We start from the raw sequence: 25,544 nt of genomic DNA on the forward strand, positions 1-25,544 counted from the left end.
ATTCACTGCGTCACATTATTCTAGTTGGCTTAAATGCAAACTACATGATGGCGCCTGTTGTATCAACTTATCAGAGTGGAAGAAAAAATCTCTATGGATCCAACTCCTCAGTCACAATTAAAACTTCTGATTCAGAAAGGTAAAGAGCAAGGCTACTTAACTTTTGCAGAAGTAAATGATCACCTTCCACAAGACATTATAGACTCAGATCAAGTAGAAGATATCATAAGCATGATTAATGATATGGGTATCAAGGTTAGCGAAAATGCGCCTGATGCTGATGAATTAATGATGCAAGAAACAACGACAGACGAAGACGCAGCAGAAGCTGCCGCTGCAGCCCTTGCGACTGTAGAAAAAGAAATCGGCCGTACAACTGATCCGGTACGCATGTACATGCGTGAAATGGGTACTGTTGAACTTCTGACACGTGAAGGCGAAATTGTAATCGCTAAACGTATTGAAGAAGGCATTAACCAAGTTCAGATTTCTGTTGCAGAGTACCCTGAAGCAATCACTTACCTACTTGAACAGTGGGATAAGTTTGAAGCTGAAGAAATGCGTTTAAGCGATATCATCGTTGGGTTTATCGATCCGAATGAAGATACAGCGCCAATTTCAGCAACTAATATTGGTTCAGAATTAAGTGCTAAGCAACTTGACGACGATGATAAAGACGACAAAGACGATGCTGATAGCGACGATGAAGATGAAGAAGAGATAGACACAGGACCAGATCCTGAAGAAGCTCGCATTCATTTTGAAAATCTACGTGATTTATACAACAAAGCACGTGATACGTTTGAAGCTAAAGGTCGTTCGCATCCTGAATCACAAGCAGCCATTTTTGAAATTGGCGAGCTTTTCAGAACCTTTAAATTAATACCTAAACAGTTTGACCGCATGGTAAATAACATGCGTGAAATGATGGATAGAGTTCGCGTTCAAGAACGTCTAATCATGAAACAAGCTGTACAAATTGCTAAATTACCGAAGAAAACGTTCGTTAAGCACTTTGCTAACAACGAAACTGACGCTTCTTGGGTTGATTTAGAAATTTCAGGTAACGAAAAGTATTCAGCTAAGCTTGAAGAAGTTAAGCCAGAAATCATTCGTAGTATTAATAAATTATCTGTTATTGAACAAACAACAGGTTTAAGCATTGAGCGTATTAAAGACATTAACCGTCGAATGAGCATTGGTGAAGCGAAAGCACGCCGCGCGAAAAAAGAAATGGTTGAAGCTAACTTACGTCTTGTAATCTCAATTGCTAAAAAATATACAAACCGTGGCTTACAATTCTTGGATTTGATCCAAGAAGGTAACATTGGTCTGATGAAAGCCGTTGATAAGTTTGAATATCGCCGTGGTTATAAGTTCTCTACTTATGCTACGTGGTGGATACGTCAAGCAATCACTCGCTCTATTGCTGACCAAGCAAGAACAATCCGTATTCCGGTACATATGATTGAAACGATTAATAAACTTAACCGTATTTCTCGTCAAATGTTACAAGAAATGGGTCGTGAGCCAAATCCAGAAGAATTAGCAGAACGCATGATGATGCCTGAGGATAAAATCCGTAAGGTACTTAAGATTGCTAAAGAGCCAATTTCAATGGAAACACCAATCGGTGATGATGAAGATTCTCACTTAGGTGACTTTATCGAAGATACAACCATTGATTCGCCAATCGATTCGGCAACAATGGAGTCTCTTCGAGGCGCAACTAACGATGTACTTGCAGGCCTAACAGCTCGTGAAGCTAAAGTACTACGTATGCGTTTTGGTATTGATATGAATACCGACCACACCTTAGAAGAAGTAGGTAAACAGTTTGACGTAACACGTGAACGTATTCGTCAAATAGAAGCAAAAGCGCTGCGTAAATTACGCCACCCTTCTCGCTCAGATTTACTGAAAAGCTTTTTAGACGCTAAATAATTTTAGCGCTACTATATAAACTAAAAAGGCCGCTATAGCGGCCTTTTTTCTATTTGAAGGAAATAACCATGGCTTGGATCCAAATTCGTATTAATGCCAATGCTGCAACAGCTGATGCCGTAAGCGACCTATTAATGGAAGCGGGTAGCGCCTCAGTAACCTTTATTGACGCAAAAGACACCCCTATTTACGAGCCTAAAATTGGCACTGTTGTGTTCTGGGCTGATACCACAGTCATTGGCTTGTTCGAAGCTAATCACGATATGAACGCAGTTGTTGCGTTATTGAAGCGCCATGATGAGCTAAAAGACAATTTAGTATACAAAATAGAGCAACTTGAAGATAAAGACTGGGAACGTGAATGGATGGATAACTTCCACCCTATTCAATTTGGCGAAAAACTATGGATTTGCCCAAGCTGGCGCGACATTCCTGACCCTGATGCAGTAAATGTATTGCTAGACCCTGGCCTTGCTTTTGGCACGGGCACACATGCAACAACGGCCTTATGTCTTAAGTGGTTAGAAAGCCAAGATCTGACGGGTAAAACGGTTGTTGATTTTGGTTGTGGCTCAGGAATTTTAGGTATTGCAGCTATAAAACTAGGTGCAGAACGTATGATTGGGATAGATATTGACCCTCAAGCGCTTGAAGCAAGCCTTGATAACGCTAACCGAAATGGTGTTGCAGACAAACTCGAAGTATACCTTCCAGAAAACCAACCTGAGTTTACTGCCGATATAGTTGTGGCTAATATTTTAGCCCAGCCACTTCGCGAATTACATAGTGTGATTTTAGGGTTATTAAAGCGAGGTGGTAAAATTGCTATGTCGGGCATATTAGAAGAGCAAGCCCAATCGGTTGCTGACATTTATGCACCGTTTATTGAGCTAGATGACATTGCCGTTGAAGGTGATTGGACTCGAGTGAGTGGCACTAAAAAAGCGTAATAAACTGCACAATCAAATTTAGAGCATTAACTCAAAACATGCATGTAAAGCCTGTATTTAACAGGCTTTACTATTTTTTTACATAATAAAAAATAAACTTATTTTGTTGCAAAAACAAAATGCGCTCAAATTTCGCACAAATAAAGCCATTCCTCATACGGTTATCAAATGTCAATACGAAAAGGGCAAAAAAAAGTCACTTTTGTTCAATTTATAGCCTTTGATTTTTGCTAAAAAAACCGTAAACTTAGCGCCCCTTGAAAAGAGGCCTATTGAATATAGTGCGTATCGGTAAATACCAACTTGAGAATAATGTAATTGTCGCGCCAATGGCAGGCATTACAGACAGACCATTTAGACAACTTTGCCGTCGTTTAGGCGCAGGGCTAGCTGTTTCTGAAATGCTATCGTCTAATCCTAAGGTTTGGAAAACGGAAAAGTCGATGAACCGTATGGATCACAGCGGTGAGTCGGGTATACGCGCGGTGCAAATTGCAGGAGCAGATCCTGAGCTTATGGCGCAGGCCGCACAATTCAATGTTGCTAACGGTGCACAGATCATAGATATCAATATGGGGTGCCCAGCAAAAAAAGTGAACAAGAAACTCGCAGGCTCTGCCTTATTACAGTTTCCTGAACTTGTGGAAGAGATTATTGATGCAGTCGTAAATGCTGTTGATATACCTGTGACACTTAAAATCCGTACAGGATGGGATCCGGATAACCGTAATGGTGTAGAGATTGCGAGAATAGCTGAACGTTATGGCATTGCATCACTTGCTGTACATGGGCGTACGCGCGCATGTATGTACAAAGGTGATGCTGAGTACGCCACGATTAGGGATATAAAACGTTCAGTGTCGATTCCTGTTGTTGCCAATGGTGATATTACATCACCAGAAAAAGCAAAACAGGTTTTAGACTATACGGGTGCAGATGCCATTATGATTGGCCGAGCCGCCCAAGGTCGCCCTTGGATATTTAGGGAGATAGACCACTATTTGCAAACTGGGGAACATTTACAGCCGCCTGCTATTGCAGAGGTGCGCAGTATATTAATGGAGCATTTAACAAACCTCCATATGTTTTACGGTGAGCCAATGGGAGCGCGAATTGCTCGCAAACATGTATCTTGGTATTTGCAAACCCATGACAGTGATGGTCAGTTTAGGCGAGTATTTAATGCGCTCGACAACCCACAGGCACAGGTCGTCGCATTAGAGCAATACTTTAAAACACTAGCAGCTAACTAAGAAAGAAAGAGACTTAATAATGTTCGAACAAAACGTGACTTCTCCATTTATCACTAACCCTCATGTTCAGTCACACGAGAAACCGCAGCCATTGCGTGATGCAGTAAAAAAAGCTGTTCACCACTATTTAAAGCAGCTTAACGGTCAAGATGTGCAAGACGTTTACGACCTTGTTCTTTCAGAGCTAGAAGCGCCATTACTTGAAGAAGTGATGACATATACACGTGGTAACCAAACTCGTGCAGCAATTTTACTAGGTATCAACCGTGGTACTTTACGTAAAAAGCTTAAAAAATACGGCATGAACTAATACCAATTATATTGAAAGCGTAAGTATTCTAACGAGCTAAACAAGCCCATAACGTCGTTAATAATTTTTTATGTAGAATAACTACACAGCAAAATTTTTGCCTTGTTATAGACTTGTTTTTCTATCGTTATAACTACTTACTAATCCAATACAACTGGTATTATGCAAAAAAAGCACCCTCGGGTGCTTTTTTTATGCCTACAACTTATTAACCAAATTGCAAAATGCTCACCCTCATCGGCGCTTTATAAGTCGTTTTTTGAGTTGTAATCAGTTAAAATGCCCGCTTCTAAGCTAGCTCATTAACTGAGGAAATCAAACTACAATGGATACTCATCGTCCCATTCGTCGCGCACTATTAAGTGTGTCTGATAAAACCGGTATTGTTGAATTTGCCCGCGCACTAGAAGCGCAAGGCGTTGATATTTTATCAACTGGCGGCACATGTAAACTACTTGCTGATAACGGCATAAAAGTGACTGAAGTATCAGATCACACAGGCCACCCTGAAATCATGGATGGCCGCGTAAAAACTCTTCATCCAAAAATTCACGGCGGCATATTAGCCCGTCGCGGACAAGATGAAAGCGTAATGGCAGATAACAACATTTCTGCTATCGACATAGTTGTAGTTAACTTATACCCCTTTGCGAATACAGTCGCTCAAGAAAACTGCAGCCTTGAAGATGCTATTGAAAATATTGATATTGGCGGCCCTACAATGGTTCGTGCAGCCGCTAAAAACCACAAAGACGTAACAATCGTGGTAAACGCGAGCGACTACGACCGTGTTATTAGCGAAATGCAAAACAACAATGGCTCTACTACGTATAAAACACGTTTTGACTTAGCGATTGCTGCTTACGAGCATACTGCACAATACGATGGCATGATTGCTAACTACTTCGGTAAAATGGTGCCTGATTACACAGAGGAAGCTGCTGTAGAGACTAAATTCCCACGTACTATCAATATGCAGTTCACTAAAAAGCAAGATATGCGTTACGGTGAAAACTCACATCAAGATGCTGCTTTTTATGTTGAAAGTGACATTGCTGAAGCATCAGTTGCAACAGCAACTCAATTGCAAGGTAAGGCCCTTTCGTTTAACAACATTGCCGATACCGATGCAGCACTTGAATGTGTTAAAGAATTTGATGTACCAGCGTGCGTAATTGTAAAACATGCTAACCCGTGTGGTGTTTCAATTGGCGACAATATCCTACAAGCATACGAGCGCGCTTTTAAAACAGACCCTACATCAGCATTTGGTGGCATTATTGCCTTTAACCGAGAGCTAGATGCTGCAACGGCACAAGCCATTGTTGAGCGTCAGTTTGTTGAAGTAATTATTGCACCGAGTATTTCGAGCGACGCTGCAAAAATTGTTGAAGCTAAAAAGAACGTTCGTTTATTAGAATGTGGACAGTGGACAGGCAAAGCCGCTGGCCAAGATATTAAACGCGTTAACGGCGGTATTTTAGTTCAAGACCGCGACTTAGGCATGGTAACGCAAGGCGACTTAAAAGTTGTTTCTAAGCGCCAACCTACAGAGCAAGAACTTAAAGATTTACTGTTTTGCTGGAAAGTAGCTAAGTTTGTTAAATCAAACGCGATTGTTTATGCCCGTGACGGTATGACCATTGGTGTAGGCGCAGGCCAAATGAGCCGCGTATACTCAGCTAAAATTGCAGGCATAAAAGCTGCAGACGAAAACCTTGAAGTTAAAGGTTCAGTTATGGCGTCTGATGCGTTCTTCCCATTCCGTGATGGCATTGACGCAGCCGCAGCCGCTGGCATTACTGCGGTAATTCAGCCAGGTGGCTCAATGCGTGATGAAGAAGTGATTGCGGCTGCTGATGAAGCTGGCATGGCAATGGTACTAACTGGTATGCGCCATTTCCGCCACTAATCACACAAAGGGTTAAACGTTGGTTTAACCCTTTTTGTTTGCTATAAATTCACGTATTCTGATTATTCAATAACCTATTTAAAATTATAATGTGAAGGAACAAACAATGAAATTTGCGCTAAAATCGCTACTTGTAGCCACACTAACGATGACATCGACTATGACGCTTAGCCATAACCACGAATCGAGCCTTGAACATGCACTTCAATCAAGCGAACGCAGCGCTAAAAACAGCGTTCGTGACGAATATCGTCACCCGGCTCAAACACTGGCATTTTTTGGCTTTAAACCAACTATGACAGTTGTTGAAATTGCGCCCGGCGGTGGTTGGTATAGTGAAATTTTAGCGCCAGCACTAAAAGAGCAAGGCACTTATTATGCCGCGCACTTTCCTGCTGATTCATCAGTTGGCTACTACCAACGCTCTCTTGCGGGCTTTAAACAAAAAGTAGCTGAAGATAAGCGTTTTAGTAGTGTTAAAATTACTGAGTTTGCACCTGTAACACATTTAGATATTGCGCCAGCTGGCAGTGCCGATATGGTTTTAACATTTCGTAATGTACATAACTGGTACATGGGCAAAGATAAAAGCGGTGCATTAAGTGCATTCCAAGCTTTTTATAAAGCCCTTAAACCAGGTGGTACATTAGGTTTAGTTGAACACCGTTTAGCTGAAGAACGTGCTGACGAAGATCAAAAAACATCAGGTTATATGAAGCAGAGCTACGTAGTAGACCTTGCTAAACAAGCAGGGTTTGAATTAGTAGCAAGCAGTGAAATAAATGCAAATCCAAAAGATACAGCCGATCACCCTAAAGGTGTATGGACGCTACCACCAAGCTTAAGACTCGGCGAACAAGATGCTGATAAATATAAAGCCATTGGTGAAAGCGACCGCATGACGCTGAAATTTAAGAAACCGCTTTAAATAGGAATTTTCGCCATGAATGTTTTAGTCATTGGCAGCGGCGGCCGCGAACACGCACTTGCGTTTAAAGCCGCTCAAAACACCAAAGTAAATACTGTATTTGTAGCCCCTGGTAATGCAGGTACTGCACTTGAACCAAAACTTGAAAACGTAGCAATAAACGTTGACGACTTAGAGGGTTTACTTAATTTTGCACAGCAAAATAAGGTAGAGCTTACTATTGTAGGTCCTGAAATACCGTTAGTACTGGGTGTTGTTGATAAGTTTCGTGAACATAACATGGCTATTTTTGGACCAACGGCGGGTGCAGCTCAGCTTGAAGGTTCTAAATCGTTTACTAAAGACTTTTTAGCACGTCATAAAATCCCAACGGGCGACTACCAAACGTTTGAACAGATTGAGCCTGCCCTTGCTTATTTAAAAGAGAAAGGCGCGCCAATTGTTGTAAAAGCAGATGGTTTAGCTGCGGGTAAAGGCGTAATTGTAGCCATGACGCAAGCCGATGCCGAAGAAGCTATTCGCGATATGCTTGCGGGTAATGCTTTTGGCGATGCGGGAAGTCGTGTTGTTATTGAAGAGTTTTTAGACGGTGAAGAAGCGTCTTTCATTGTAATGGTTGATGGCAAAAACGTATTACCATTTGCTACCAGTCAGGACCATAAACGCGCTTACAATGGCGATGCGGGTCCTAATACGGGTGGCATGGGTGCATACTCACCAGCGCCAGTTGTTACGGATGAAATCCACCAGCGTATTATGAATGAAGTGATCTACCCTACGGTAGAAGGTATGGCAAGCGAAGGCCATCCGTACACTGGCTTTTTATATGCAGGTTTAATGATTGACGAAACAGGCACCCCTAAAGTAATTGAGTACAACTGTCGCTTTGGCGACCCTGAAACTCAACCAATGATGCTACGTTTGCAATCAGACCTAGTTGAATTGATTGAAGCTGCTAATCGTGTAGAACTTGATAAAACAACAATTAAGTTTGACCCACGTGCAGCTGTTGGTGTTGTACTTGCCGCTAAAGGTTACCCTGGCGATTACCCTAAAGGCGATGCTATTTCTGGGCTACAAGTTAACTACCCTGCGGGTGAAAAAGTGTTTCATGCGGGTACTAAGCAAGATGGCAATGACGTTGTAACCGCAGGCGGTCGCGTATTATGCGCAACAGCACTTGGTAACACTGTTACGCAAGCGCAGCAACGCGCCTATGAGCTTGTTAAACAAATTAGCTGGGATGGTATGGAATATCGTACAGATATTGCTTACCGTGCTATTGCACGCGAGCAATAGGCTTATAATACCAGTTAATTTAACTAAAAAAGCGCAGTCTCTCTGCGCTTTTTTAGTGCTACACTAATTAAAAGTTTTTTTAAAAGTACGCAAACGTTGGAACTAAGAACTTTACGTTATCATGCAATTGCTGTTGCCATACTAGTACTTATATTTTTTATTATAAGTACACTGGCATCAAACCTCGTCTTGCCTACACGATATACAATTGATAAAACCGCGCCCGTATATCTTGATTACGCGTACTATATTGATGAAACTAAGAGCCTTACTTTTAACGATGTTATAACCCAGCCGCAGTTACTCACTCATCAAAAATTTTCGGAAATACCATGGAGTTTTACTCAACAAAATTATTGGCTGTTTCTCGATTTAGAAAATAAGAGCTTCAAAAAAGAAAACGTTGTTGCCCATTTTGATAACCCCATGGTTGATCACCTAACTATTTTTCGACTCAATAAAAACAACCAATTAATGGATACTTATAAGCTCGGAGATAAAGAACAAGCACTTACTTTATTTCAATACAGTGTGCCGCATATTCGCTTTTCGCTCGAAAGTAAGTCCTCACAACGACTCGTAATGAAAATAGATACGATAGGTATAAGTAAAACACCTGTAAATTTATATCGTGATAAAGAGTTTATTGACTTAGTGCGTTCGCAAACAGGGATTTGGGGGATTTTTGTTGGCGTATTGCTAATGGCTGCACTGTACAATCTTGTTCTTTATTTTGGTATAAAAGACCGAGTTTACTTAATTTATATTGGCTACATTATTAGCGCTATTATACTAATGGGAGCGGTATTAGGTTTTGGCTTTTATTTATGGCCAATGGAATGGCAATTATTTATTCACGAAAAAATAGTGCTTGGTAATTACGGCGTTGCTTTTTTTACCCTCTCCTTCTGTATTATGTTTTTACGTTATCACAAAGAAAAATGCTGGCGCTATAAAATGAGTACAGCGCTACTTAAGCTTATGTTTGTTCTTGCTGTAAGCAGCCTTTTTATCCCTGAAAATATAGCAGCACCTATTTTTTTTGGAGTGATGAGCCTACTTTATATAGCGTGTATTATTTTAATTTATAACAAATTACGTAGTGGTTTTAGATGGGCTAAATTTTATGTTTTTTCATGGGTGCCACTAATTTTTGGCGCGGCGATTCAACCTATGGAACTGACTGGCCTTTTACCTTATAGCTTTACCACACGCCACGCCTTTTTAATGGCTATACTATGCGAAGTAATATTAATGGCAATGGCATTAGCAGACCGAGTTAGGTATCAGCGTGAACGTGCTTTATATCACGCTACGCACACTCAACAAACAAAGCTTCTTAATAGTGCTAAGCTCAAGCAAACCTTTATGGAGTTACAAGCAAAAAACCGCTCAACAACTTTGTGTTTGATTAAAATACGCCACTTTAACTCTCTTAATACTATAATTACCCCTTCTCAAGGCTATGCACTTATAAAACATATAGCGAGAGAATTAGAGTTAGAATTGAGCCACGAGCGCGAATTTATAAATCTTGATACTAACTTAAACACCATCCCTCGATTAGCCGATCTCAATAGCGGCGTATTTGCCTGTATTTCGACTAAAACACAAAACCAAGAAATGCTAGAAGCACTTCTCACTAAAGTAATTAGCAACTTACCAAAACAATACGAAATTAAAGGGCTAAACCTGCAACTTAATTACAGTATTGGCATTAGCTGTGCGGGTAAAACTAACGACTTTGAGTATTGGTTAAAACGTGGATATTTAGCACTTAAAAAAGCAAAAAGTAGTGTTAATCAAGTAGGGTTATCATCAAACGTGAATAACCAAATGATGGACGTTTCCTTAGCTGCAAAGCTACAAAAAGCCATAAAAACAAATCAACTTGCACTCTATTACCAGCCGCAAATAAATTTATTAAATAACCAAGTAATTGGCGCAGAAGCTTTACTACGCTGGCCCGATCCAACCTTTAATAATTTACCGATTGAAGAGTTAGTAATTCTTGCTGAACATACAGGTATTATTAACGAACTAACACTGTGGGTCATTGAACAAGCCTGTAAAGATATTGCCGAACTAACAAAAAATGGTTACATCAATCATACTATTAGCGTCAACCTCAGCGCTAAAAACTTGACCATAAATAACTTAGCTGAAAAAGTAGAAAATATACTAATTAAATACCAAGTACCGGCTCGTTTACTTAAGTTTGAACTAACCGAATCAGCTTTTGTAGAGAGTCAAGATGCACTCATTAAATTAGTTGATGAATTATCGGCATTAGACATTAACGTTGTTTTAGACGACTTTGGTACAGGTTACGCATCACTTAACTACTTAGTTAACTACCATTTTAGTGAACTAAAAATAGATAAGTCGTTTGTTTTTGATTTACCTAATAACCCCACTCATCAAGTTATTGTACAAACAGCCATTGATATGGCGCACAACCTTAATTTATCAATAACAATTGAGGGGGTAGAAACTCAGGAGATTCATCACTTACTTAAAGACATGAATGCTGATTCTGCCCAAGGTTATTTATACGCAAAAGCACTGCCTTACACCGACTATTTACACTTCTTAAAAAGCCAATATAGCTTAAAAATGTTAGACTCCTCTTTTTAACATCTTTAGGGGCCAAGTAAAGATGCAAGGCACACTGCGTAAACTAAAATCGAGTTTAACCGAACCAGTACAATATCACTTACCTGTAGGTGAGCACTTAGTAGACTTAAATGCATTTATAGGTAAGGAGCTTACGCTCACATTTAGTGGCACTATTTTATGTTCTAACTGCGGTAAAAAAACCAAAAAAAGCTATTCTCAAGGTCACTGTTTTGTATGCATGCGCAAGCTCGCTAGTTGTGACATGTGTATTATGAAACCAGAAACTTGCCACTACGATCAAGGCACTTGCCGAGAGCCACAGTGGGGCGAAGAAAATTGCATGATCCCACACTATGTGTATCTCGCTAACACCTCTGGATTAAAAGTAGGTATTACCCGCCACACACAAATACCGACTCGTTGGGTTGACCAAGGCGCTACTCAGGCATTACCTATTTTTAAAGTGCAAACTCGCCTGCAATCGGGTTTAGTGGAAGTTGCTTTGGCTGAATTTATTGCCGACAAAACTAATTGGCGTAATATGCTAAAAGGTCAAAACGACGCACTTGATTTAAAAGCAGCCGCAGCCGAACTAATTCCACAAATTAGCGAAAAACTAAACGAGCTAAGTGAGTTATTTGGCGCAACAGCAATAGAGCAACTTGACGAAGATGTGGTTGATTTAGATTTTCCAGTAACCGAATACCCAACAAAAATCAGCTCATTTAACTTTGATAAAGACCCTGTTGTAAGTGGTGTTTTACAAGGTATTAAAGGTCAGTACCTAATCTTTGAAAAAGGCGTTATTAATATTCGTAAATTTACGTCTTATGAAGTAACCGTAGGCTAACGGGCTATGTCAAACAGCTACCCACAGTTATTGGTTATTTATAATGAGCTTGAGATAGCTCAAAACCAAAAAGAGCAACAAGAGTGCTTACACAGCGTTATGCAAAGTGAGCTAAGCGATGTGCGAGTACTTAATAAGCAAGGTGACTACCTTAATTTACAAGGCACTGTTTGCCCTGAATTGAATGGCGAGCAGCTAGCACAGCTTGTTACAGCTTACTTATTAAATGAAGGACAATGTTGCCTTGGTAAAATAAAAACCCTAAGCACAGCGCAGGCGTTTGATTTACTAGGGCTATAAACACTCTTATTATTTAAACCTCAGTAAGCACTTTTATATGCGCTACAGCACTGCGACCTAATGCTGATAGCGCATAGCCACCTTCTAAATACGAAATAACCCCTTTGCAACGGCCCTCCTTTGCCACACTGCATAGCTGCTCGGTGAGCCAAATGTAGTCACTTTCAACAAACTTTAAGCTTGCCATATCATCTTCTAGGTGCGCATCAAACCCTGCGCTTATAAAAAGTAATTCAGGCTTAAACGCTTTTAATTTTGGTAACCATTGCCCAGTAAACGCGTCTTTTAGGTCGTCGCCATTACTAGCAATTGGCAGAGGGGAATTAACTATATGGCTATTATTTTTAACTGCTGTATTTGGGTAAAACGGATACTGAAATAACGAACAAAGCAGTACATTTTCGTCATCAATAAAAATGTCTTGTGTGCCATTACCATGGTGTACATCAAAATCCGCAATAGCAATGCGTTTAACCCCTTTGCTTTGTGCGTACTTAACGGCAATAGCTAAGTTATTAAACACACAAAACCCAGATGATGACTCTTTATTAGCATGATGTCCTGGCGGGCGTACTGAGCAAAAAGCAGCATCGAGTTTATCGGCAAGTATTTCATCAACAGCTAACAACCCCGCACCTACTGCACGCTCAATCGCTTTAAACGAATCGGGGCACAGCCAAGTATCGCCATCTAAATTAGCGAGTCCTTCGGTTGGTAGTGTAGTTTCTACGTGTTTAACTAAAGCTTCATCGTGAGCAAGTAAATAATGCTCACGCTCGGCCTTAGGTGCTTGCAGGTGTGTTAAGCCAACATCTACACCGCTGGCTAATAATCTATCGGTAATTGCATCTAAGCGCTCTGGGCACTCAGGATGGTCGTCTATCATTTTATGCTTACGGCAATGAGGATGAGAAATAACAGCGGTACGCATAAAAAGTCCCTTACAAGGTGTAAAAACTTAATATAACAAAGCCACCGGCTGGTGGCTTTGCGACTTTGGTTTATATCAACACTTTAAATATCAAAACTATTAACTACTTTGCTTTTAAATGCAGGTTTCTAAAATCAAAGCTAAAGTCGGTCACTTGTGTTGATACTGCACGCATTTTAGCGCTGTTTACACGATTACTAACATCCATATCAAAGGTAATAAACGCATCTGCTTCAAGTAGCTTTTCATCCCACTTAACAATAAATGTATTGCCAGTGTAGTGCTCAAGTGTGCCTTTTAAACGTTTAGTATGCGTAAAATCAATGTGTAATTTACTATCGAGCTGCTCAATAATCACATCACCATACCAATTGTCGTGCAATGTACCGGTGTAATTAATATTTGGTAATTGTGGCTGGTAGTCAGCAGGTGCTTCTGGTTTTGCATTAGCGTACGCTTTTTGTTTTCTTTCAAAATGGCTTTTAGCTAGATCTTCTACCCAGTCTTTATCTTCAAGTTCAAGCGCATCTTCAAGTACTTCATGGGTTACCGCCGAAAGCGCACCAAAAGCTTGTTGGTTAGATAAAATAACAATACCGAGTTTTTTCTCAGGCAATAAAGTAACTTGCGATACCATACCTAAAATACCACCGCCGTGACCTAACTTTTTAAAGCCGTGGTAGTCTTCAATGCTCCAACCTAGCCCATACCCTCTAAACTGCTGATGGTACGACTCAAACGCGCTTTTAGATGCCATAGACGTAATATGTGGGTGCCACATTTGCGCTTGTTGCTTTTCGCTAAACAGCTGCTCGCCATTAGGCATTTTACCGCCCGCTAATTGCGTACGAAGCCATTGACTCATATCGCTTACACTTGAAGCGATGGCGCCTGCGCCTCTAAAGTCTTCTAGGTAGTTCACAAAAAAGGGATGAAGTGAGCCATCCATAGGAATATGACCTGTTGCCCAGTTAGTGTTGCTTTTTGGGATGCGTGAAAAACCTGCGCGTGAGTTGTCCATGTGTAGCGGTTGTAATATATTTTTTTCGATGTAATCGTTCCAGTTCATACCCGACACACGTGCAACCACTTCGCCAGCGGTAACAAACATCAAGTTGTTATAAGCGTACTTACTACGAAAGCTGCTCGCTGGTTTTAAATACTGTAATCCCGCTAAAATTTCATCAACGGGCTTATCCGTGCTTGGCCAAATCATTAAATCGCCTTGCCCAAGCCCTAGCCCACTGCGGTGACTTAATAAATCACGAATACGCATTTCGCGTGTTACGTACGAGTCGTACAATCTAAACTCTGGTAAATGATCAATTACGCGGTCATCCCAGCTCAACTTCCCTTCATCAACCAACTTGGCAAGTGCCGCTGTTGTAAACGCTTTTGTGTTTGAAGCAATACCAAACAAGGTGTCTTTGTTTACTTTTTTGTTGGTATCGAGATTAGTTACACCAAAGCCTTTAGCAAATATCACTTTATCGTTTTCAACAATGGCGACTGCCATACCTGGTACGTCAAAACGTGCCATTGACGCTTTAATAACGTCGTCAATTTTGTTGGTATCGACTTGTGCCCAGCTACTAAACGTAGTGCTTGCTAGTAATGCAATTGCGGCTAATTTGGTTAATTTCATATCAATCCTATTTTATTATTTTTGATGAACTGCAAATTCAATTTCGGCACGCTCTTTATTGGTATCGCTTTTGTGCGGCCTATTGAGTATTGCATCACTGTATTCTTTTGGTACGCCTGCTTCAAGTGCGCCGCGATGAACGTGTTTTATGTACCAATCATATGGGAGTACATCGCTGTCATGGGGATTAGCTATATAACAATGTGCGGCTACAGCCTCACCCGTTAAAAGCATTGGGGTTATATCTACGCAGTCGTAACCTGCGCCCTCAATACTGTCTAAAATGGTTTTTTCTTCTTCATTAAGCTCATAAATAACGCCATAAACCAACGCATCTTCTTTATTGCTTGGGCAAATACTGCACTTACCTGAGCCATCTTTAAATAGCATATCAAAAGTAAGCTCGTAACCTTTAAGTACCGCTGTTCCTACACGCTTTACATTCGGTAAACGCGCCAACAAACGGTTAGATGACATATTAGAGCCAAACGAAAAATTATATAACGGCATTTTATCTCCTGCGCTTTTTAAATAAGTTAAATAACAACACGTACTGCAAGGGCAATTAAAATAACGCCAATTCCACGGTCAAACCAATAACCACGCTGCTGGAAAAAGCCCCTCACATTATCTCTAGAAAGCATTATTGAAAGCATTGAAAACCACACCCAAGTAGCCAGTGCCATGTACACGCCATAAACGATCTGCACGCTAGTAGGTGTTGTTGGACTAATCACGAGTGTAAATAACGACATAAAAAATAACGTGGCTTTTGGGTTTAATGCATTGGTGAAAAAGCCGCGTCTAAAAGCAACCCAAACAGGTTCCTCTTGAACGGTTTTGTTTTCAACATTTTTTGCAGCCTCGCCTTCATTACTTGCAGGCTGTTTTGCAGCTCTAAGAGCTTGTACGCCTAAATACGCTAAATATGCACCAGCAAGGTACTTAAGTGTCATAAATAAACTAGGCGATTGCGTTAAAATAAGCGCTACACCTAACACGCAATAGCCAACGTGCAGTAAAATAGCAGCGCCAACACCGGCGCTTGTCCACAATGCATTGCACCTACCTTGTTGCACACTTTGCTTGAGCACAACGGCAAAGTCAGGCCCAGGGCTTGCTACTGCAAAAAAATGAGCAATAACAATCAGTAAAAATTCATCTAAGTATTCCACGCAAGTCCTTGCTAGTTTGGCGAATAAGCTAATAACAGCGGGTTGGCCGAGTTATTTACCAATGCTTTAATTTCTTTTTGTGCTTTTTTAAACTGACCACGCAGATGCGGTTTTAAGTGTTTTTTAGAGACTTTATCGTTTTTAAAGTAACTAATAAGGGCATGCATAAATACCGTATGTGTTTCACTTAGCTTAGCTTCACGGTTAGCGTATGGGTTGTAACAAGAACCACAACCGCCCTTAAACTGATACACCGTGTTGCTCATCATCACACCAAACCCTAAAAAACAGGCAAGCGCATCGGCAGCTTGTGGTAAATACTCCCTACCACCTGGCGGTAGCACCCCAACGTGATGAATAAGTATAGTGGCCAGAGTACCCGCATAACTTGCTACTAAATCTTGTGGCTGATTAATCTGATTAGGATTAAAAGAAATGCTGACCTTATGGCTTGGCGGCACAATTAAATGGCTGCCTTCTCCACGTATTTCATTGCTAAATTCAAAGTGTGGAAAAACCTGAGGCTGCAATTGCTGAGGTGCAACTAACTGAATAGGCCACGCGCTCATACCTGCATAATTAGTAACGCGGGTAAAAACGTTAGTCGCCATTTCTTCAATACTTGATACCGAATCAGGAAAAAACGCTGCTGTCGGCAATATTATTTTTGTTTGCTTAGTAAAGTACTCCGCATCAAAATTCTCTACCGCCCAAATAAACGTATCAATAAGCCATTGCTGTTCTTGATCTTCCAATAATGGTGCCGATTTAAATAAAGCTAACATAAGGTGCTCTTATAAGTTTTAGGTGCTAGTTTAGTTTTTTTGTGTAAGCGCCCATTCCCACGCTTGAGTATTGTATAGCGGCACTGTTGATAGCGCATGATGATGGCTGCCACTGGATTCTTTCGTTGAGTACGATAAATACAATAAGGTGCGGTTTTCAGCATCGTAAATACGACGCACCTTTAAAGATTTAAATAAAATACTTTTAGATGATTTAAATACCACCTCGCCCGACTTACTTCGGTCAATTTCTTGTAGCTGCTGTGCTGTAATAGGCCCCGTTTGACGGCACGCAATTGACATATCAGACGGATCAGAAAAGTCTAAATCAGCTTCAATATGGCTAATGTGGCACGTAACACCTTTAATAATCGGATCTTGCTGCGAATTAACCACGACATCTTTAGTTGTAAATAACCCAAGGCTTACCGACGCAACATCATCAGAGCAAGCACTCAACGTAACTACCGCACCTGCAAGTAAAGCTAAACGTTTAAATTTTTGTGGTAATTTCATACTTATCCTTATCTATAATAGGTAACTTAGCATCTACGTCACTAAGCAAAGGTTCACCTGTTTGTTTTATACTAACATCAAAAATAAATACGACTAAATTAGTTTAAAGTAAAGATTTTAGATAGCCCTAGGTTTAGCGAACCCTGTTGTATTTGATACAATTAACCCTCGCTAATGCAGTAACTCATAATAGGAAACGCCTAAATGCCGCATATTATTATTGAACACTCAGAAGACCTCCCTGTTTTACCACAAGTACTAGTAGAGAAAATTCATAACAGTACTTTTGAAAGCGGACTTTTTGATTTAGAAACAATTAAAACACGCGCAATTGCATATCAACAATACCAACTAGGTATAGGTAAAGAAGGGTTTATTCATATTCAAGTGCATATAATGGCAGGGCGAACGGTAGAACAAAAACAAATGTTAAGTGAGCACCTACTCGCATGTTTAAAAACCTACTGCAGAGACTCTGATAGCTTAAGCGTCAATATTTACGATATGGATCATGATGTATATCGTAAAAATTAGAACGTATTTTTAGAAAACGAGTAAACATTCGATGACGCTGCATTACTGTTGCACAAAACTTTTTTAAATTTAAAGTATGCGCTTCTCAAGCGTTACCAATAATCTGACTCACAGGGCTCGCTTTGTGATAAAGCCAACCTTGGTGTAAAAATACCCCTTTTGATAAAAGGTAATCAGCTTGCTCTTGGGTTTCAACCCCCTCAGCAACAACATCAATTCCAATCGTTTTAGCAAGCTCAATTAATGCATCAAGCAAAATAGCCAGTTGTGACTCAGTGCCTATAGCACTGACATAACTTCTATCAATTTTTAATATGTCTAAAGGCAATGCCTTGAGGTACTGTAAGCCCGCATAACCAGTTCCAAAGTCATCAATTGCAATTAGAATATTTTGATCTTTGAAGTCTTGCATAGTCTGAATGACTTCTTGATCGTCTAAATCAATTAACTCATTTTCTGTCAGCTCCAGAACCAAGTGAGGAATAACAGCGTTTAACGCAAAAACTAACTGTTTAAAATAATCATCCTTTAAATGCTCACCTGTAATATTAATGTTTATTTTTATATTGCTATCCCAACCAATTAACTCTGCGGAGTCTGCTATTAAGTTTTTAATTACAGCATAGGTAAGGCTTATATTCAGATGATTGCTTTCGATATCAGGTAAAAAACGATTTGGTGTTAAAACACCTTCAATAGGATGCTTTAAACGAACCAATGTTTCAGCCCCAGCAAACTGTTTTATATTCGAATCCCAAATGAGTTGATAATAATTAACAAAACGCCCTTGTTTTAAATAATTTCGCAATTCACTTTTTCTACTTTGGTAGTTTTGTTGATACACCTCAGTAAAAATGAAAATCAACAAAAAAATAATGATATACAAAGCAACATGGCTATATGAGGGGTAATACACATCTTCGTATAGTACGTTTTCATCAATCGCTATCATTAAGGCAAGGCGTGGTAAATATTTCAGTGGCTCAATAATTAAAAAATGTTTTTTTGCATCATCAAATACGACACCTTTTACAGTAAGCGGTTTTGTTAATGGAAATAGCGGGTAGTTAATCGGTAAAGTATAATCCCCAACCACTGTTACTACTTTACCTTTTCTAGCATCAACAGTAGCAACATAAGTATAATTTCTATCGAGTTCATTAATACGGCGATTTAACAGCGATTGCGGTAGCAATGCATTAATTTCGTATCCATCACTTCTGGTTTTAGCGATAATTAAAGCGGTTTCACCAATAAAATTAGCAGCAATAGGCCCAAAAAAGCGTAATCGTTTAGATTTAGTTGGTTTAATTCCGGATGTTTTCATAGGCTTTTTAAGTTTTTGCCAACTCGTACAAATTAAATTACCTTTAGGGTCTCTAATCCCTAGTTCAGCTATATTTTGAATATTAAAGTGTGCTTTACGCAGTGCTAACAGCGTTGCTGGGGTACAAGAAGGAGTAAGGTTGTCATTTTCAACAAAAAAGTCATTAAGCTGCTTTAACTGTTTATTTAAATCGCTTTTAAACCAATTAAAATCAGCCTTTACTTGAGAGCGCAAAAAAGCTTTTTTAGAAACAACCTCTAATGGGTAGTCAATCAACATAACTAGCAATACGCTAATAGTAGCAATAACGAATGCTTTAAACTTATACTGAAACTTTGGCACTATACAATTCCCAGAATGAATGGCTTTCAAAACTCCAATAAACATAACCTAATACTAACAATAAATTAATTTACATAAACACTTAAATTTTACTTTTGACTAGCAATGTTGCTAAAAACAGCATTATTTCACTTCCATCAATAGTGGCTAAAAATTTAATTGTATTTAACTCTCAGTTAAAAAATAGCAAAGAGCGTATGAGCTTTTAACAATAGCCAAAGTATCAGAGCGTAAAGCTGATAGCCGTCCAGCGCTAGACAGCAAATGGCTAGGTCGAGAAGGTAGTATTTATACAGTGAAAGGTAAAGGCGGCCTAATCCGAGATGTATTAATACCTAACGCATTAGCTACACAGCTAGAGCAAAGGCGCTTAGCACAGCCTATAACGGTTCGTGATAGGGAAATTAACTATTTACAACGTTATGATATTGGTGGTGGTCATAAATGGTCATGCTCATTCTCAAAAGCATCTAATCGCGTTCTATTTTTTTCTAATGGTGCTCATGGCCTTAGACATAGCTATGCACAAGAGAGAATGAATGAGCTACAAAAGTTAGGGCTTAGTAGGCTATTAGCTCTTGAAACAGTTTCACAAGAGCTAGGCCACTTTAGGGCTGAAATTACATTAGCATATATTTAAATAAATGAGGCCATTTAGGCTTGACTATACCTTCGTAAAACCTCTGTAAAAAGCTCTGGGTTATTTTTAAGCTTATTAACAATCTCTGATACTTCATCTGTATCAGATATATTTTCTGTACTATAATTTGAATACTTATAACAAAAACGTAGTAAACCGCAAATCTCGACAGTCTCCCTCCCTTTTTTACTAAGAGGTTTAAAAACAAGAACGTTACCATCTTGATTCTGTATTTCTATATGTTCATCGTATTCGTCAAAGTGAGGATGTATAATTTTAAAAGAAGCTGAACTTTTGGGGTAACGAGGTTTTTTTGCTTTTGATGGTTTAACTAACACTTGTTTTGTACCTTTACCATCAGCCCCATTACAATCAGGGCATGAGATGCATAAGTTCAAAGGTTCAAATGTAAAAATTCCATGACTATGCTTATCAACAATATGCTCAGTTTCCCATATTTTTTTATTAAGAGTTAAATTTTTCTGTTTGCAATATGCACATTTAAAATCCTGTTGCACTAGGTAGTGTACTTTTATTGATGACTTTATCTCTCTAATAATTGATGCCTTTGATTTTAATTCATCTGTTTTAGCACTTGCATGGAGAGTCTCAAATTCATAGTCATAACCCCAAATTCCTTTATCGTGGGAACTAAGACTTTTTCTGAAGTTATCAACGAAAGCTTTTTGTTCTTTATTGTATTTAACAGCCTTCATTAATATTTGCCTTTAGAGTTTTTTTAACTGCATATATTAGCTCAAGCATTGGGTCACTACTGTCCAGCTTAGACTCTAATTCGACTATTCTCCGTATTGTCTTATATGTTTCATCAGTAATTTCCCGACCTTTACTTACTTGAACTAAGTAAGAGATTAACTCTCTATTAACATATTCATTTCTAAAGCCTGGATATTCAAAGACTTCTGCTAATTGAAAATCTACAGACTGAGATGATATCTTTCCCCCCTCAACAGTATGAGAACTTTTGTCATTACTATCAAAAATTACAACGGATGAATTTATATTACTTAAGTTAGAAATAATATGAGGCGAATGTGTAGCCAAAATAAAGTGGCAATTTTTGTAATTTGAAAACGTACTATTCAATAAAGGAATAATTTGCGCTTGCCAATATGGATGTAAACTAATTTCGGGTTCATCCAATAAGATGAGAGAGCCATTGCTTATCTTAGACGCAATCGAAAAAAATAAAGTTAGCAAACAGTATTGACCGGAACTCAATCTAGTAGAGTCAACATAATCTCCACTATGACTATTATTAAAAGCTATTTTATTAACTGATAAAACTTCGTACTCGATTAGATAATTAAGTGCCTCAAACCCTTCATAATCCCCTATTATATCTAAAAGGATTGAAGTACTCGAATGACTTTCTGTATACGACTTACCCTGTAAACTAGATAAATCAAACCTTTCGCTTAGGTATTCCCAATATTTTCTTAACTGAACAGGTGTTTTTTCAAATAATACACCCTCAGCCTGCTTTTGAACTACTTTAGCATCTATAAATTTCAAAACTCCAATCTCTGAATGTTTCGCGTAGCGATCTTTCAAATCTATTGATACTTTAATTTTTAATTCAAATTTTAAAAGTTCAAATAACGCTCTTAAATTAACTTTTGTTTTACAAGCTATTGAATGAAATATTGACTTAACTAAACGTTGGGTTTGAGGAAGCACATAATCATCAGCATATACGGTAGCAGTATCTTTATTTTTAAGTAATTGTGGTGAAAATAGGCTATATGAGCCCTTGTACTCTGAGTTTAAAATCGGAAACTTTGAATACGGGCTTTCAGAAATCGCAATAATGTTTAAATATATCTCTTTGTTTAACAAGGGATAAGTGTTAAGTGAATGTCTAAAATATCCATCATTTAAAGTCACCTCACTACCATCAAACTTTTTAATTATTCTTGCGCTATTAGATTTCTTAAATTTAACCATCTCCTCAAGCTTGGAGTTTGTACTTTCAGAAAAAGTTAGTTTAGTCTCAAATTCATAACTTTCTTGATACCTTTTAAATTCGTGTTCAAGAATTTCATCTAAAGGATCTATATAAGGAGAGTTATTTTTTTTAAGCTGTAATCTTAATAAACAACCAATTACTTGTATTAAGCACTCTGTTTTTCCTGCACTATTTTTTCCAACTAAAACAGTATAGTAATTATTATTGTCTTCGAAATTATTGCAAATTAACTTATGCTCAAATCCATTTATAGTGATTTCTTTAATTTTCATCTGATAACGCCATTAAAGAGTATACATTTTGAAAGGTCCCTTTTTTAAAATTTGCATTACCTAAAACCAATTCTTTATGATCTCCATAAACATTTAAGCCAATAGATCGTAAATCTAACTTATAAATCTCCAAATGCTTTCCATCGTTATTCCCAGCCTCCAAGATTACATTCTTCCCTAGCGATACTTGAATTCCACTTTCAGAACATTGAACATTCGATTCTAAAATCTGAGAGGTAGAATCTTTAACTATTTCTACAAACTTTCCCTTTTCAGCTTGTGCCGTCAACCACACTCGCGGAATCTTACCGGCCCTAATAACCAACGGAGACCATAACCCTTGCTCTGATTTTATAATATGAGAAACGTTCTTTAAGTAGTTACTACATAAAACAAGCTCTTCATATAATCCAAGATCATAATATGAAAGATTAATTTCAGACATTTCTTTTGAGATATCCACTATCGGCCCCTTTCCATTTAAGTATAAAAACCATTGGATTACAGATATATGAAATCCTATGGTTTTAACTTCTAAAATATTAAAATTTAAATTAAGCTGGCACGACTTGCAATAGGGAATGCATACGAAATACAATTAAAGTAGCACAGGGTAATTTCGGTTAGTAGGTATTTACTTGGAAAGTTTGTAAAAGTGGTGGCCCCTCCCAGACTCGAACTGGGGACCTAACGATTATGAGTCGTGTGCTCTAACCAACTGAGCTAAGGGGCCAACTTTTATATAACTGCTAGGCAGTTAATTTTTGAAGCGTTCAGTCACAGAGCGACTAAAGCGGGTTGCAGTATAAAAACTTTTTGGGGGCTTGTCACTACTAAAAACCTTTATTTTAACAATCAGTAAGCTAACTGCTTAAATAGTAATCTTTTATGAGGGAGTAATGTGTAAAAATGAGGAATTTAAGAGAAGGGATTCATGCAAGCCAATTAAAAGTGCCTATTTAAGCTGTATTTAAAATTGACTTACACAACTAATAATACAAATAACACAACGTTACTTTTTAGCAATAATATAAATGGCGTGTATTAACCCTGGGAAATAACCTAGCAGTGTTAATAAAATATTTAACCAAAAATGCATACCTAAGCCTACTTGCAAAAATACACCTAGTGGCGGTAATAAAACTGACAATATTATACGAATGATATCCATAACTTAACTCCTTTAAAATTAAAAAACAAAAAGCCCAGATTCACTGGGCTTTGAGTATAGTGCATTATTCAGCAACGATAGATAATTTATCTACCACGTCGCGCACATCTTCAGCATTTTTGGCAATTTTAACCGCTAGCTGTTTTTCAGCTTCAGATTCTACAGAACCGTTTAGAGTTACAATACCGTTATCGGTATCAACATCGATGTCTGTACCACCAACTTCTGAGTCAAATAGGAAGCGTGTTGTGATTACGGTGGTGATTTTAGCGTCTGTTAGGTCGTTATCACCATCATCCATCATGTCTTTGTCTGTGTTTTTGGTATCCATGTTTTTTACAACAGTCAGGCTGTTTTCAACATCGGATACGCCATCTAGGCTAAGTACAAGTTCTTCTGCTAACTCTTTTTCAATTTCGCTATCAACTTTACCTGTAAGTACTACCTTGCCATTTTTTACATCAGTGTTAATGTCAAAGTTGTTTAGATTAGTGTTCATAAGTAGCACTGTTTCTGCCTTACCATCAATCCAAGCATCTTTACTTTCGTTTTCCCAGCTGTTTGCTTGGGCACTCATAGCCGTAGTACCAAGAACTAAAGCCGCGATAATAGATTTGTTAAATGTTTTCATAATCTTTCTCCTTTTGATTAAAGACACTTTAACTAATGCGAACTTTAGGCCAACTAAATTTAACATTTAAATTCAATGGGTTGGGAATTTAAATCAACTCATTTCATGTTATAGCCGTGTAACTATTTACAGACTCATCGGTAAAACTTTCTCACATTGTGAAAATAGCTAGATAATTGCTGTTTTGGTTAATCTATCGTTAATATAACAAAACTAAAAACAGACTGAAAAATTAAGCCTCTGATAATTATTGAAATTATATTTGGTACGCCGTTTGCTTACTCACTACCAATAGTAAATATAATAAGGAATACCCATGTCTGTAAAAGTTGAAGACCGCCCAATAGAGCAAGTACGCGAACAAGTGATTGATCAATTAATTTATAATTACAGCCATGGCGTTATTTCAGTGGATGCATTTGAAAGACGCTTAGATGAGGCTATGGATGCAAGTAATAATGAAGCTTTGTTAATCCTAGTTGAAGACTTAACACTTAATACCGATCAGCAATATAAAGCAGAAAAACAATCGCAATTTACTCCACATTATAGTGCACAGCAAAACAGCGATGATGATTTTACGCTACGCAGCATTTTGGGTTCTAACGAGCGCAGCGGTCAATGGGTTGTGCCAAAAAATATATACTTAACCAATTTTATGGGCTCTGTAGTGCTTGATTTTACTGATGCCATTTTTACCCATCAAAATGTAACGATTCACGTTAACTGTATTTTTGGTAGCGATGAAATTTATGTACCAGAGCATGTAAATGTAGTCTCTAAAATGTTTTGTATTTTAAGCAGCCTTGAAAACAAGTCGGTATCGCTTAACAAGCGCCAAGGGCCCACTATTCATATTGAAGGTAAAGCAGTAATGGGATCGGTTGAAGTTAAAATAAAACGCACCATAAAAGAGAAGTTTATGAGCTTTGCAAACGAGCTAAAAACACAACTTGGCGTTAATAATAACCGCTCATTATAATTTATCTAGCAGCGCGTTAGAGTCGATTGACCTTTAAGGTCAGATATTGCCTTAATTAGGTGCGTTTAATTGCTGCCCGAGATTTGTAACCTAAATAACCTGAACTCTGGATAATAAATCTATCTCAAGCAACTATTTTCAGTGCTAACTGCAGTCCTAGGTAGAGCCTTTCGTTAGCCTGTGTTTGGCATTTATACGTTGTTATTACCTATTTATAGGGAATAAGCACACCACATAG

The 25,544-nt window shown here is 38.5% G+C and carries 25 protein-coding genes and 1 tRNA gene; 13 read left to right on the forward strand and 13 right to left on the reverse strand.

Going from position 1 to position 25,544, the window contains the following annotated elements:
* Positions 1–93 precede the first annotated feature (93 nt).
* The 10 genes from rpoD to AOR04_RS15520 all read left to right on the forward strand — a co-directional run bounded on the left by rpoD (position 94) and on the right by AOR04_RS15520 (position 12,365).
* Positions 94–1,944 carry an RNA polymerase sigma factor RpoD gene (gene rpoD, locus AOR04_RS15475; RefSeq protein ID WP_007376024.1) on the forward strand — a complete coding sequence of 617 codons (1,851 nt, stop codon included), beginning with the start codon at positions 94–96 and terminating at the stop codon, positions 1,942–1,944.
* Positions 1,945–2,012: 68 nt separating this feature from the next.
* A complete protein-coding gene (gene prmA / locus AOR04_RS15480) occupies positions 2,013–2,894 on the forward strand; it encodes a 50S ribosomal protein L11 methyltransferase (RefSeq protein WP_096793830.1) in 882 nt (293 codons plus the stop codon).
* Positions 2,895–3,175: 281 nt separating this feature from the next.
* Complete coding sequence (gene dusB, locus AOR04_RS15485; RefSeq protein WP_198022396.1) at positions 3,176–4,147, forward strand: tRNA dihydrouridine synthase DusB; 972 nt, start codon at positions 3,176–3,178, stop codon at positions 4,145–4,147.
* Between the two features lie 19 nt (positions 4,148–4,166).
* Positions 4,167–4,457, forward strand: coding sequence for a DNA-binding transcriptional regulator Fis (gene fis, locus AOR04_RS15490; RefSeq protein WP_002957804.1), 291 nt, complete (start codon positions 4,167–4,169; stop codon positions 4,455–4,457).
* Between the two features lie 325 nt (positions 4,458–4,782).
* Complete coding sequence (purH, locus tag AOR04_RS15495) at positions 4,783–6,369, forward strand: bifunctional phosphoribosylaminoimidazolecarboxamide formyltransferase/IMP cyclohydrolase (protein ID WP_096793831.1); 1,587 nt, start codon at positions 4,783–4,785, stop codon at positions 6,367–6,369.
* A gap of 106 nt (positions 6,370–6,475) precedes the next feature.
* Positions 6,476–7,297 (forward strand): class I SAM-dependent methyltransferase, encoded by an 822-nt coding sequence (locus AOR04_RS15500; protein WP_096793832.1) that lies wholly within the window; start codon positions 6,476–6,478, stop codon positions 7,295–7,297.
* 15 nt (positions 7,298–7,312) lie between these two features.
* Positions 7,313–8,596: a phosphoribosylamine--glycine ligase gene (purD, locus tag AOR04_RS15505; protein ID WP_096793833.1), complete on the forward strand. Its 1,284-nt coding sequence runs from the start codon at positions 7,313–7,315 to the stop codon at positions 8,594–8,596.
* 96 nt (positions 8,597–8,692) lie between these two features.
* Positions 8,693–11,233, forward strand: a complete 2,541-nt coding sequence (locus tag AOR04_RS15510; protein ID WP_096793834.1) for an EAL domain-containing protein — start codon at positions 8,693–8,695, stop codon at positions 11,231–11,233.
* A 22-nt stretch (positions 11,234–11,255) separates the two neighbouring features.
* Positions 11,256–12,065: a DUF2797 domain-containing protein gene (locus AOR04_RS15515; RefSeq protein WP_008136908.1), complete on the forward strand. Its 810-nt coding sequence runs from the start codon at positions 11,256–11,258 to the stop codon at positions 12,063–12,065.
* Positions 12,066–12,071: 6 nt separating this feature from the next.
* Complete coding sequence (locus AOR04_RS15520; RefSeq protein WP_096793835.1) at positions 12,072–12,365, forward strand: hypothetical protein; 294 nt, start codon at positions 12,072–12,074, stop codon at positions 12,363–12,365.
* Between the two features lie 13 nt (positions 12,366–12,378).
* On the opposite strand, the gene AOR04_RS15525 is transcribed toward AOR04_RS15520, so the two are convergent.
* The 6 genes from AOR04_RS15525 to AOR04_RS15550 form a co-directional block, all read right to left on the reverse strand.
* Positions 12,379–13,296: a histone deacetylase family protein gene (locus AOR04_RS15525; RefSeq protein WP_096793836.1), complete on the reverse strand. Its 918-nt coding sequence runs from the start codon at positions 13,294–13,296 to the stop codon at positions 12,379–12,381.
* A gap of 103 nt (positions 13,297–13,399) precedes the next feature.
* Positions 13,400–14,941 carry a serine hydrolase gene (locus tag AOR04_RS15530; RefSeq protein WP_096793837.1) on the reverse strand — a complete coding sequence of 514 codons (1,542 nt, stop codon included), beginning with the start codon at positions 14,939–14,941 and terminating at the stop codon, positions 13,400–13,402.
* Between the two features lie 15 nt (positions 14,942–14,956).
* Complete coding sequence (locus tag AOR04_RS15535; protein WP_096793838.1) at positions 14,957–15,451, reverse strand: gamma-glutamylcyclotransferase family protein; 495 nt, start codon at positions 15,449–15,451, stop codon at positions 14,957–14,959.
* 26 nt (positions 15,452–15,477) lie between these two features.
* Positions 15,478–16,116: a LysE family translocator gene (locus AOR04_RS15540; RefSeq protein ID WP_096793839.1), complete on the reverse strand. Its 639-nt coding sequence runs from the start codon at positions 16,114–16,116 to the stop codon at positions 15,478–15,480.
* Positions 16,117–16,127: 11 nt separating this feature from the next.
* Positions 16,128–16,901 (reverse strand): hypothetical protein, encoded by a 774-nt coding sequence (locus AOR04_RS15545; RefSeq protein WP_096793840.1) that lies wholly within the window; start codon positions 16,899–16,901, stop codon positions 16,128–16,130.
* Between the two features lie 30 nt (positions 16,902–16,931).
* A complete protein-coding gene (locus AOR04_RS15550; protein ID WP_007376009.1) occupies positions 16,932–17,417 on the reverse strand; it encodes a CreA family protein in 486 nt (161 codons plus the stop codon).
* Between the two features lie 204 nt (positions 17,418–17,621).
* Here AOR04_RS15550 and AOR04_RS15555 point away from each other — a divergent pair, with 204 nt between their 5' ends.
* Positions 17,622–17,951, forward strand: a complete 330-nt coding sequence (locus tag AOR04_RS15555; protein ID WP_007376008.1) for a 5-carboxymethyl-2-hydroxymuconate Delta-isomerase — start codon at positions 17,622–17,624, stop codon at positions 17,949–17,951.
* Positions 17,952–18,036: 85 nt separating this feature from the next.
* Here the strand turns inward: AOR04_RS15555 and AOR04_RS15560 are convergent, their stop codons facing one another.
* Positions 18,037–19,620, reverse strand: a complete 1,584-nt coding sequence (locus AOR04_RS15560; RefSeq protein ID WP_157770552.1) for an EAL domain-containing protein — start codon at positions 19,618–19,620, stop codon at positions 18,037–18,039.
* A 295-nt stretch (positions 19,621–19,915) separates the two neighbouring features.
* Here AOR04_RS15560 and AOR04_RS15565 point away from each other — a divergent pair, with 295 nt between their 5' ends.
* Positions 19,916–20,260, forward strand: a complete 345-nt coding sequence (locus AOR04_RS15565) for a hypothetical protein (protein ID WP_232525483.1) — start codon at positions 19,916–19,918, stop codon at positions 20,258–20,260.
* 14 nt (positions 20,261–20,274) lie between these two features.
* Here AOR04_RS15565 and AOR04_RS15570 read toward each other — a convergent pair whose 3' ends face one another.
* From AOR04_RS15570 to AOR04_RS15595, 6 genes are all read right to left on the reverse strand, one after another.
* Positions 20,275–20,976, reverse strand: coding sequence for an HNH endonuclease (locus AOR04_RS15570; protein WP_096793842.1), 702 nt, complete (start codon positions 20,974–20,976; stop codon positions 20,275–20,277).
* A complete protein-coding gene (locus tag AOR04_RS15575) occupies positions 20,963–22,522 on the reverse strand; it encodes an AAA family ATPase (RefSeq protein ID WP_096793843.1) in 1,560 nt (519 codons plus the stop codon). The genes AOR04_RS15570 and AOR04_RS15575 overlap by 14 nt, the downstream gene beginning before the upstream one ends.
* On the reverse strand, positions 22,512–22,985 hold the full coding sequence (locus tag AOR04_RS15580) for a hypothetical protein (RefSeq protein ID WP_096793844.1): 474 nt from the start codon (positions 22,983–22,985) through the stop codon (positions 22,512–22,514). Before AOR04_RS15580 ends, AOR04_RS15575 begins: the two co-directional genes overlap by 11 nt.
* A 193-nt stretch (positions 22,986–23,178) precedes the next feature.
* Positions 23,179–23,255: transfer RNA gene (locus AOR04_RS15585), tRNA-Ile, on the reverse strand.
* Positions 23,256–23,534: 279 nt separating this feature from the next.
* Positions 23,535–23,693: a YqaE/Pmp3 family membrane protein gene (locus tag AOR04_RS15590; RefSeq protein WP_002957822.1), complete on the reverse strand. Its 159-nt coding sequence runs from the start codon at positions 23,691–23,693 to the stop codon at positions 23,535–23,537.
* Between the two features lie 64 nt (positions 23,694–23,757).
* Complete coding sequence (locus AOR04_RS15595) at positions 23,758–24,324, reverse strand: BON domain-containing protein (RefSeq protein WP_007376001.1); 567 nt, start codon at positions 24,322–24,324, stop codon at positions 23,758–23,760.
* 316 nt (positions 24,325–24,640) lie between these two features.
* Here AOR04_RS15595 and AOR04_RS15600 point away from each other — a divergent pair, with 316 nt between their 5' ends.
* The gene (locus tag AOR04_RS15600) at positions 24,641–25,306 is read left to right on the forward strand and encodes a LiaF domain-containing protein (RefSeq protein ID WP_096793845.1); all 666 of its coding nucleotides are present in this window, start codon (positions 24,641–24,643) and stop codon (positions 25,304–25,306) included.
* Positions 25,307–25,544 lie beyond the last annotated feature (238 nt).

The sequence above is a fragment of the Pseudoalteromonas sp. 1_2015MBL_MicDiv genome, from assembly GCF_002407505.1.
GTDB lineage: Bacteria > Pseudomonadota > Gammaproteobacteria > Enterobacterales > Alteromonadaceae > Pseudoalteromonas > Pseudoalteromonas fuliginea.